Origin of the sequence: Brevibacillus sp. NL20B1, assembly GCF_018195675.1 — a bacterium.
In the GTDB taxonomy this organism is placed as follows: Bacteria; Bacillota; Bacilli; order Brevibacillales; family Brevibacillaceae; genus Brevibacillus; species Brevibacillus aydinogluensis.
The window spans coordinates 78,033-87,505 of record NZ_JAGTPT010000019.1 but is presented as its reverse complement, the minus strand read 5'-3'; the positions used below and the strand labels follow the sequence as shown (position 1 = coordinate 87,505).

Below are 9,473 nucleotides of genomic sequence, written 5' to 3'. Positions count from 1 at the left end.
CAGCAACAAGAGTTCGGTGTATGGGGGAACTGATAGGGACGATCCAATATTTGCTGAACTATCCAGGATTAGCTCTTCCCCCATTCCCAATTCGTCAATGTTAGGGGGAAGAGTTACCGACTTCGTGAGAAGATGAGGACTGGAACCCACGAATCCCCCTTCCACCTGGCCAACAAAAAATCGCCGGGTGGGTCAAAATATGTCAGCGTTGACAACGAACGTTTGATTCGATAGTTTTCTTTAGGTTGATGCTCAGAGATTAATGTCTTCTGGGATTGCCTCGCAAAAAGTAAAGGACCCCTTACTCTGCCACAGTAGGAGGTCCGGCTAACGTTAAGAGGTTGGGAGCTTGTCTCCCTTTCTCTACGTATGTTGTAAAGATACCTTTTTATTCTGAAAGATAGTGTTGTAACCTGCTATAAGCAGGCATTTTTATAGCTCGTTTGAGAACGTCCATCACAGTCTTAGTGTCAGCTGGACGATCTTCCGTATGCAATATATTTATTAGTTTTGCTGACAATTCGGCAAACGTTGGAATTTTCACGTTTTCCTCTTTTTCAGCATGCATGAGTACTTGAACATGATGCTTTAAAATTTGCTTCAGGTTATTGAACTGATCTACTGATAAGCCTCGTGAAATAACCCAGTCCCAGAGACAATATTCATCCGCATCAATCGCAATCTGACGCAATAAATCAATATACATCTCTAGGCGTTCTACTTTCTCTTCTAACGATTCTTGTTTCATGATGTATCCTAAATCCTTTCCTTTACAAGAATAAAAATACAATGATATTAGCAATTGTATTGGCTACAGAACTAGAAGCTGACGTATTGCTCATAATTGCCTGTACAATTACATCTCGTACCCTTTCCTCTACTTGATCACCTAGACGAGCCAATTCACGAAGCTCATCAACAATGTAAGAGCGACTTTCTAAAAGAACCTTTTTATACTTACCTTTCGGGAGTTCAGCAATAATATTATCAATGTAGTCGCTGTCTATCAAATCAGCTAGTTTTCTAATAGCTTCTTTAGTAACTTTTGCTCTCCACTGAGCCTCTACTTTCTGTTGGATATTTCCTGTAGTAGAGACAGAAATCGGTTCTGTTTGAATTACACTACTTCCAGCTGCGAAAGCAGAGGAAGGTACAATTAATGACACTCCCAATACAGCCATAGATACAATAGGGGCAATGGTCTTTATGAGCATATTATTTCCTCCTTTGAGAATGTTTTCCATAAACTTATTATACTAACCATGTATATTTCTTGCAATAGATTACCCTAAAAATAGTTAATTTTGTGTCATATCTGGTAACTCCAATATCGAGTTTGTAACTACCGTTCCATATCCCTTCGTTTATGTAGACGTTTTGGATAGCACGCTGCGCTGGTTGCCATCCTGAAGTCGGTGATGCAGTTGCTCCAATTTACCGCGCGATTGGTAAACCTGGTTGCTTGCAGCTGCCTATCCAGGTCAGCCTCGACAGAGCGTGTAGGATTAGAAACCCAGTCCATTTTCTCCACCCTTGTGGTTACGTATGAAATGGATATTACAACCGTTTGGTTACTTCATGTGGTCACCTTTGAACAGTCAACCGACTTTTTGTGTACCAAAACGTGGTATATTCTAATCCGTAATATGACGAGCTTTGCCCGACATGTGTCGCCGTGTACATGGGCTCACCTTATACTGCTTCTTCTGCTGGTGTAACCATTCGCATATGGTTTTAGGTTACTTCAATCAAAGCAGTCGACGAGCGACTGTCAAGGATAAGGGTGGAAAAGATGCTTTTTCGGATTACTTAGAATACGATCTGACTGTTGTTCATAGTGGTGTAAGTTTATAAAGGCGAAAAAGAAAGCTTTGTAGCGCTACAATTTTGAGGTTGATCGGTATAAATATTTAGATGCTTTGGGTGGGCACAGACATCATTTTGTATCTTCAAAACCCTTACAAAATGTTGGATTCAACTCTGAATACGCACTTGCCATAAGGATGTTAGTAAAGGTTCACCAAAATATACCTAGTTATGGAGGTGGAGGAATATGATAACGCGGGGGAATGAAATGAACGTCCTATTAATTGAACCGGGGAGAGGAATTGGGGAAATAGAACTTGGGATGACCAAAGAGGAAGTGAATGACTGCATCGAAAGATATGCGGCCAAATATCAAAAACCATATCATATGGATAATTTCATTAAAGACTCATTTATGGTCAAATACGATTTAGAAGGGAAGGTAAATTTTATCGAAATTCCTTCAGAGTTAAAAGATACTTTTCAGTGTTTATTTATAAATATTGATGTTTTCAATACGAAAGCTGACGAGTTAGTCAGACGAATCGATGAAATATCGCCATACGATCGGAATAACCCTGAAATGGATTCATGTTTTACGTTTCCGGAAATTGGGTTGGGTCTTTGGAGACCAGATGTATTAACAGAAGAGGATTTGGAAAAGGAATGGTTTAAGGAATTGAAACCATCTATACAAGAAGATACTATGAAAAACTTGTACTTTAAAACAGTTTTTATCTACCACACTAACATAGATTTATATAACAAAGATTAAAAGACTGAATGACAGTTTTACGGTAAAAAATCGAGTGTCAGCAGGCTGTGATGAAAGCACAGGTGCCGATCAAACCGAGTTGCGATATGATAGCAAGAGTCCTCCTGGTTGGGGGATTTTTTATATGATCGTTTTTAATGGTTCCCTGAAGTGAGATGTTATCAGGTGGTTTGGCCTACGAATACAAGAGGTAAGATCGAGAGATACAGGATTCCAAAGGAGTAGGGGAATACGTAAGTTTCAAAGTTCTTCACCTCTTCATCGAATGTACGTTCGTATAAGAGGATAATAAGTAGGTCAAATAGACTATTCATATTATACCTTTTGGTGTAAAATTTTGCTAGATCTTGTCGGTTTGGTTTAATTCGAGTGAGGAGTGAATTGCCCTTTGTGTGTTAAAATGAATGTTAAACGAACAAAAATCCGTAACCACAAGGGAAATCGAACCATGATGGCGAAATCATGTGCAGGCTGTCGAATACCGCGCATATAAGTGGGAGTCCGCATCGACAGATCGAGGCGGTCATCCCGATGCAACTGCTGATGATGATTCTGGAGTGAAGGCTCTAAGAATTTCTTTAGTAGTTTCTCCTAGCTGGATTGATCGGTGCGTCATCCGCTCAGTAGGCCCTACATAGACAGCACCAAAGGCTATGAAGGTTATTGGGGACGGCTTCGATGTGACTGCTGTGTAGGTGCTTCCAAATCGCTATTGCCGGTGGGAACAGGTGATTCGCATCTTCCTGAACAGAAAATCAGCGTGCGGCTTATAGGTGCTTGATGGAGATTTCATACGATTTGAAAATTGTGATGGATCTACGTACTCGATAAGAAATTAAATATGCATGACGAGAGGGGGATTCCATGACCACCATCTACGATATCCTCGACCAATTGCGCCATTTCGCCAACAGCAAGCGGGAGCAAGGCGATCTCTTTGAGCGCCTGATGCTTGCCTTTTTGCGTAACGACCCCCTATATAAGCAGCTCTTTACCCATGTCTGGTCATGGATGGAATGGCCGGGCCGGGATGGGCGTGTTGATACCGGTATCGACCTCGTTGCGGAAGAAGCGAATACAGGAGATATCTGGGCCATCCAGTGCAAGTTCCATGAGCCTGGGCATAAAATTCAAAAATCTGACCTCGACTCATTTTTCACGGAGTCAGGTAAGCACCCTTTCAGCAAGCGGATGATTATCGTCACAGCTCCAATGAGCAAGCATGCCGAGGAAGCCTGCCAGGACCAGCAGATCCCTGTTTCCATCCTCGACATGGAAGCGTTAGAAAAAAGCCCTATCGACTGGGGACGTTTTTCTTGGGATCGACCGGAATTACTACCCCCCCGTACAAAGAAGTCGCTTCGTCCACACCAGGAAGCGGCCATTGCCGATGTCTTGGCCGGATTCGAGAACTATGACCGTGGCAAGCTCATTATGGCCTGCGGCACGGGTAAGACCTTCACCGCTCTGAAGCTGACTGAAAAGCTTGTCCCGAAAGGCGGCCTGGTTCTTTTCCTCGTGCCGTCCATTGCGTTGCTCTCGCAGACCTTGCGCGAATGGACCGCCGAGGCGGAGTTCCCTTTGCGATCCTTTGCCGTCTGCTCCGATACCAAGGTCGGCAGAGGGAATGGCGAAGACTTGCGGGTATCCGATTTGGCCTATCCCGCCACTACCAATGCCGAACGGCTCGTGAACGAAGTTAAGAAAGGACTGGGCAATGCTGTTACGGTAATTTTCTCCACCTACCAGTCAATCGATGTTGTTTCAGAGGCCCAGAAAGCTGGATTGCCTCCTTTCGATTTAGTAATCTGCGATGAGGCCCATCGAACGACGGGTGTAGTTCGAGGCGATAAAGCCTCCTACTTTATCAAAGTCCATGAAGAAAGATTCCTTCAGGCCAAGAAACGGCTCTATATGACGGCCACTCCGCGTATCTATGCGGACGCCAGCAAAACCAAAGCCCAAAATGCTGGAGTGGATCTTTATTCCATGGACGATGAAGCCATCTACGGACCTGAGTTTCATCGCTTGAACTTCTCTAAAGCCGTCGAAGCCGGGATTCTCTCCGATTACAAAGTAATCATCCTGGCGGTGGATGAGCAGCACGTTTTGCAGCATCTTGGGTACAGGATTCACGATAACGAGGACAATGTTACTCTCGATGACGTAGCTAAAATAGTAGGCTGTTGGAACGCCCTATCCAAGCGCTTTATGGAGAACGAAAAAGATCAGGTCGTTGACCCTACACCCATGCGCCGTGCCGTAGCCTTCTCAAATTCCATCAAGAACTCGAAACGGGTTACTGATCTTTTTGCTGGCACCATCGAAGACTATCGTCGTTCATTGCCCGGTGATGGAGGGAAGAATCTCCTTGTCTGTGAAGTTGATCATGTCGATGGAACCCACAATATTGCCCAGCGCAATAGTAAGCTACAGTGGATCCGAGAAAATACTGACGAAAATATTTGTAGGATTCTCAGTAATGCCCGATGTCTTACTGAGGGAGTGGATGTTCCCGAACTAGATGCGGTGATTTTCCTCAACCCACGGGATTCACAGGTGGACGTGGTGCAGGCAGTAGGCCGAGTCATGCGCAAACCAAACGACAAGAAGCAATACGGCTATGTCATTCTACCCATCGTAGTTTCAGCAGAGGATTCTCCCGAAGAAGCCATAGGCAAGAACCAGAACTATCGTGTGGTTTGGGAAGTCCTCAACGCCTTACGCGCCCATGACGACCGTTTCAACGATATCGTTAACAAACTCGAACTCAATAAACGAAAACCTGACAAGATCCAGGTCATTGGCGTGGGTGGTGGCAGTGAGGAACGTGAAGAGGGAGAAAGTCCGGATGGCAAGTCTCGCTTCGAACAACTCGCGTTTAATTTTGAGCGGATCAAGGAATGGCGGGAGGCCATCTATGCTAAGATCGTTGATAAGTGTGGAGAACGCCGCTATTGGGAATCCTGGGCCAAGGATGTGGCGAAGATTGCCGAGCGCCACAAGACGCATATTCGTGCCATCCTGGAAAGTGTTGATCCCAAGGCCCGTGAGGCTCAGAAAGCCTTTGGCGACTTCCTGAAAGGATTGCAGAGCAATATCAATGAAAGTATTGGGCAAGAAGAAGCCATCGAAATGCTGGCCCAGCACCTTGTGACCAAACCGGTCTTCGATGCGCTTTTCGAGAATTACGCCTTCAGCAGCCACAATCCGGTCTCCCAATCCATGCAGAAGGTGCTGGATGTCCTGGAAGGCCATGCCCTCTGGAAAGAAACCGAATCACTGGAGGATTTCTATAAGAGCGTGCGGGAACGGGCGAGTGGAATCGACAACGCCGAGGGTAAGCAGAAGATCATCATCGAACTGTATGATAAGTTCTTCCGTGCCGCTTTCCCCAAAATGGCCGAGCGGCTAGGGATCGTTTATACCCCGACCGAGGTGGTCGATTTCATTCTCAAAAGTGCAGAAGACGTACTTCAAGACGAGTTCGGAATGAACCTGAGCGACGAGGGTGTCCATATTCTTGATCCTTTCACCGGTACAGGCACATTTATCGTGCGCTTGCTTCAAAACGGGCTGATCCGCCCCGAAGACCTTGTGCGTAAATATCGGGAAGAGCTGCACGCGAATGAGATCGTGCTACTCGCTTATTACATCGCCGCCATCAACATTGAGGAAGCGTATCATCGCTTGTCTGGGCAGGACTACGAGCCCTTCCCCGGCATTGTGCTGACCGACACATTCCAGTTGGGAGAAAACAAAGGCACCCTAGCAGAAACCTTGTTTCCAGAGAACAACGATCGCATCGCTAGACAGAACCGCCAGGAAATCCGAGTCATCGTCGGAAATCCGCCGTATTCAATAGGCCAAGATAGCGAGAATGATAACAATCGGAACCTGACCTACCACCGTCTAGACCAGCGAATCGCGGAAACTTATGCAGCGGCGTCCAAAGCTGGACTGAAAAGAGGTCTATACGACTCCTACGTTCGCGCCATTCGCTGGGCGAGTGACCGTATTGGAGATCAGGGTGTAATCGCTTTTGTCACCAACGGCTCCTACATCGACAGTAACGCTGCAGACGGCCTTCGTAAGTCCCTTGCGGAAGAGTTTACCGCCATCTACTGCTTTAATCTTCGGGGGAACCAACGTACATCTGGCGAACAATCCAGAAGGGAAGGCGGGAAAATTTTTGGGTCGGGTAGCCGTGCTCCTATCGCCATCACCGTCCTGGTTAAGAACCCGGCCAAGAAAGGTTCTTGTGTGATCCGTTACCATGACATTGGCGATTACCTTAGCCGTGAGCAAAAGTTGGACATTATCCGTCAGCAAGGTAGTATCAAGGGTATATCTTGGACAGAGATCCAACCCAATGACGAGTATGACTGGATCAATCAGCGGAGTGAGGATTTTACCAAACTCGTTACGCTAGGTGACAAAAAAGGGGGGGAGCCAGCCGTCTTTGGCATTTATTCACAGGGAGTAATAACGAGCCGGGATAGCTGGACCTACAACTTCTCTCTATCTACCCTCCAGAATAACATGCAGGCTATGATTGGCTTTTACAACCGACAGTTGGAGGGATTCAAGGCGTTGGGTAAGGTAAATCCTACGATGGACGATGTGAATGCCTTCATTGATACCGATCCGCACAAGATTAGTTGGTCTCACAACCTGAAACAGGATCTCAGCCGCGGCAAGCAACACCCATATGTGGAAAGCTGCATCGTCCCGGCGGTGTACAGGCCTTTTTGTAAGCAATGGCTTTATTTTAGCCGTTCCTTTAACGAAAGGGTATACCAGATTCCTAAACTCTTCCCGGATTCTTCCGTAGAGAATAGGGTGATTTCGGTGACGGGGGTTGGAGCAAACAAAGCCTTTTCCGCCCTCATAGTGGATTCCATTCCCAATTTCCATTTTCAGGATACTGGTCAATGCTTCCCCCTCTACTACTACGAGGACCAAGCAGAGCAGAGCCATCAGAACCGGCTCGGCGGCTTGTTTGAAGGGGTGGAACAGGAAGAGGAAAGCCAAGGCTGCTACATCCGCCGTGATGCGATCACAGATTGGGCACTCGAGGAGTTCCGGAGGCGCTATGGTGATACGGTGTCCAAGGAGGACATCTTCTACTACGTCTATGGCGTCCTGCATTCCCCCGAGTATCGGGAACGATTTGCCGCCGATCTCAAGAAGATGCTCCCACGTATTCCGGAGGTGACTTCCACAGAAGATTTCTGGGCCTTTAGCAAGGCAGGAAGGGAACTAGCCTACTGGCATCTTAACTACGAGACCGTCGAGCCTTGGCCGATCGATGAGATACACCACGGTAATCCGCAAGCAGACGATTTCTATCGTGTTGAGAAAATGCGCTTTGGCAAGGGGCCGGGCGGTAAGCCGGACAAGGCAACCATCATTTATAACGCGAACATCACACTTTCCGGTATCCCTCTGGAAGCCTACGGTTATGTGGTCAACGGCAAGGCAGCCATTGAATGGATTATGGATCGATACCAGGTCACGACAGACAAAGAGAGCGGCATCATCAATGATCCGAACCAATGGTCTGATGATTCCCGTTACATCATCGATCTCATCAAACGCATCGTGCGGGTGAGCATGGAGACAGAGAGGATTTTGAAGGGATTACCGGGATTGGGCTTAGTATAAAGAAGGATCGCGCTAGCGATCCTTCTTCCAAAACGCCTTTGTTTCGAAAGAAACAGGGGCATTATTTTTTTAAAACTATTCAAAGCGGCGATGAACCAATGAAGATTGTACTTAATTTTAGACTGAAGACAAACTTCTCTTTTCTAATTTTAAGGTTCAGCAAGGAGCTAGTGTTTCCATAGGAAGGCGGCCTGTAAGTTGATCAAACGAAGATGTAGAAGAAAAAGAAAATGTGCGAGGCATGGAGTGGTAGGGGCAACGTGAGATCCATTGACGACCTGCTCAGCGGAGAACCGGGGAAAACAAGAGGCACAAGTCTCACATCTTCGAGATGCCCAGATATTTTCCCTCTGCCCGCGACGCGTTTCATAGCGGATACCGCCAACTGCTTCACTGGTCGTCAAGAGAGAGCAGGAACCATGATCCATGAAAATACGGATTTTGTTTACACACTGAAAGGACACAAGCTAACTCGTGTCCTTTTATTTTTTATTCTTATTTTCCTGTTCTGCTAAATACCTTAAATATCTCACATGTTCCAAAGCCTTTTTCTTATCTTCCTCACTCAATTTATCCAACTCGTAGAAAAAGAGGTTCTCTAGTTCAGTTAAAGGACGTTCGCTTTTGTTGATGGACGCCGGATCATCGGTACGGCCGAGAAGGTAATCCACGGATACACCGAAAAAGTCAGCTAGCTTTTGGAGGGTTTCGTTATCAGGCTCTCGCTTATTTTGTTCGTACATTGCATATGTAGTTCTGGCAATACCAATCTTAGTTGCCACGTCCTCTTGTCTAATTTTCCTCAGGGTCCGTTGTTCTTTCAAGCGATCACCTAACACTAAAATCACCTCCTGAGAACATTATAACTACACAAAGAGTGACATCATATTGATGTCACAAAAAGTGTAATTGTATGTTGACGGGACACGAAAAGTGTATTATATTAACACTTAGATACACGTTTTGTGACATTTTGAGGGAGGTTAACATGCGTTGTTGGTTGGTTATTAAGCGGAACGAATTAGGTCTTACTCAAGAAGAGGTCGCTAAAAAAGCAGCTATTGCACGTACAACTTACGCTATGATTGAACAGGATAACCGGAAACCAAGTGTTAATGTAGCTAAAAGACTTTCGAAAGTTCTAGGAATTGATTGGACACTTTTTTTTGAAGAAAAATGTCACGAATTGTGTAATACAAGTGAAATTAAACACGCCTGAAAGGAG

6 protein-coding genes are annotated in these 9,473 nt (G+C 45.8%); 3 read left to right on the top strand and 3 right to left on the bottom strand.

The genetic code is table 11. From position 1 onward, the window contains the following. Positions 1-388: 388 nt before the first annotated feature. Both KDN35_RS13915 and KDN35_RS13910 read right to left on the bottom strand, forming a co-directional pair. A complete protein-coding gene (locus tag KDN35_RS13915; protein WP_212133010.1) occupies positions 389-748 on the bottom strand; it encodes a DUF1878 family protein in 360 nt (119 codons plus the stop codon). A 22-nt stretch (positions 749-770) separates the two neighbouring features. Further along, entirely contained in the window at positions 771-1,244 is a 474-nt protein-coding gene (locus KDN35_RS13910; RefSeq protein WP_212133009.1) for a hypothetical protein, read from the bottom strand. A gap of 809 nt (positions 1,245-2,053) precedes the next feature. On the opposite strand from KDN35_RS13910, the gene KDN35_RS13905 reads away from it, so the two are divergent. After that, positions 2,054-2,581, top strand: coding sequence for a hypothetical protein (locus KDN35_RS13905; RefSeq protein ID WP_249179104.1), 528 nt, complete (start codon positions 2,054-2,056; stop codon positions 2,579-2,581). An 864-nt stretch (positions 2,582-3,445) separates the two neighbouring features. After that, a complete protein-coding gene (locus KDN35_RS13900; RefSeq protein WP_212133008.1) occupies positions 3,446-8,248 on the top strand; it encodes a DEAD/DEAH box helicase in 4,803 nt (1,600 codons plus the stop codon). Positions 8,249-8,730: 482 nt separating this feature from the next. Here KDN35_RS13900 and KDN35_RS13895 read toward each other — a convergent pair whose 3' ends face one another. Further along, complete coding sequence (locus tag KDN35_RS13895; RefSeq protein WP_212133007.1) at positions 8,731-9,087, bottom strand: helix-turn-helix domain-containing protein; 357 nt, start codon at positions 9,085-9,087, stop codon at positions 8,731-8,733. Between the two features lie 149 nt (positions 9,088-9,236). Here KDN35_RS13895 and KDN35_RS13890 point away from each other — a divergent pair, with 149 nt between their 5' ends. Then, complete coding sequence (locus KDN35_RS13890; RefSeq protein WP_212133006.1) at positions 9,237-9,467, top strand: helix-turn-helix transcriptional regulator; 231 nt, start codon at positions 9,237-9,239, stop codon at positions 9,465-9,467. Positions 9,468-9,473: the final 6 nt, after the last annotated feature.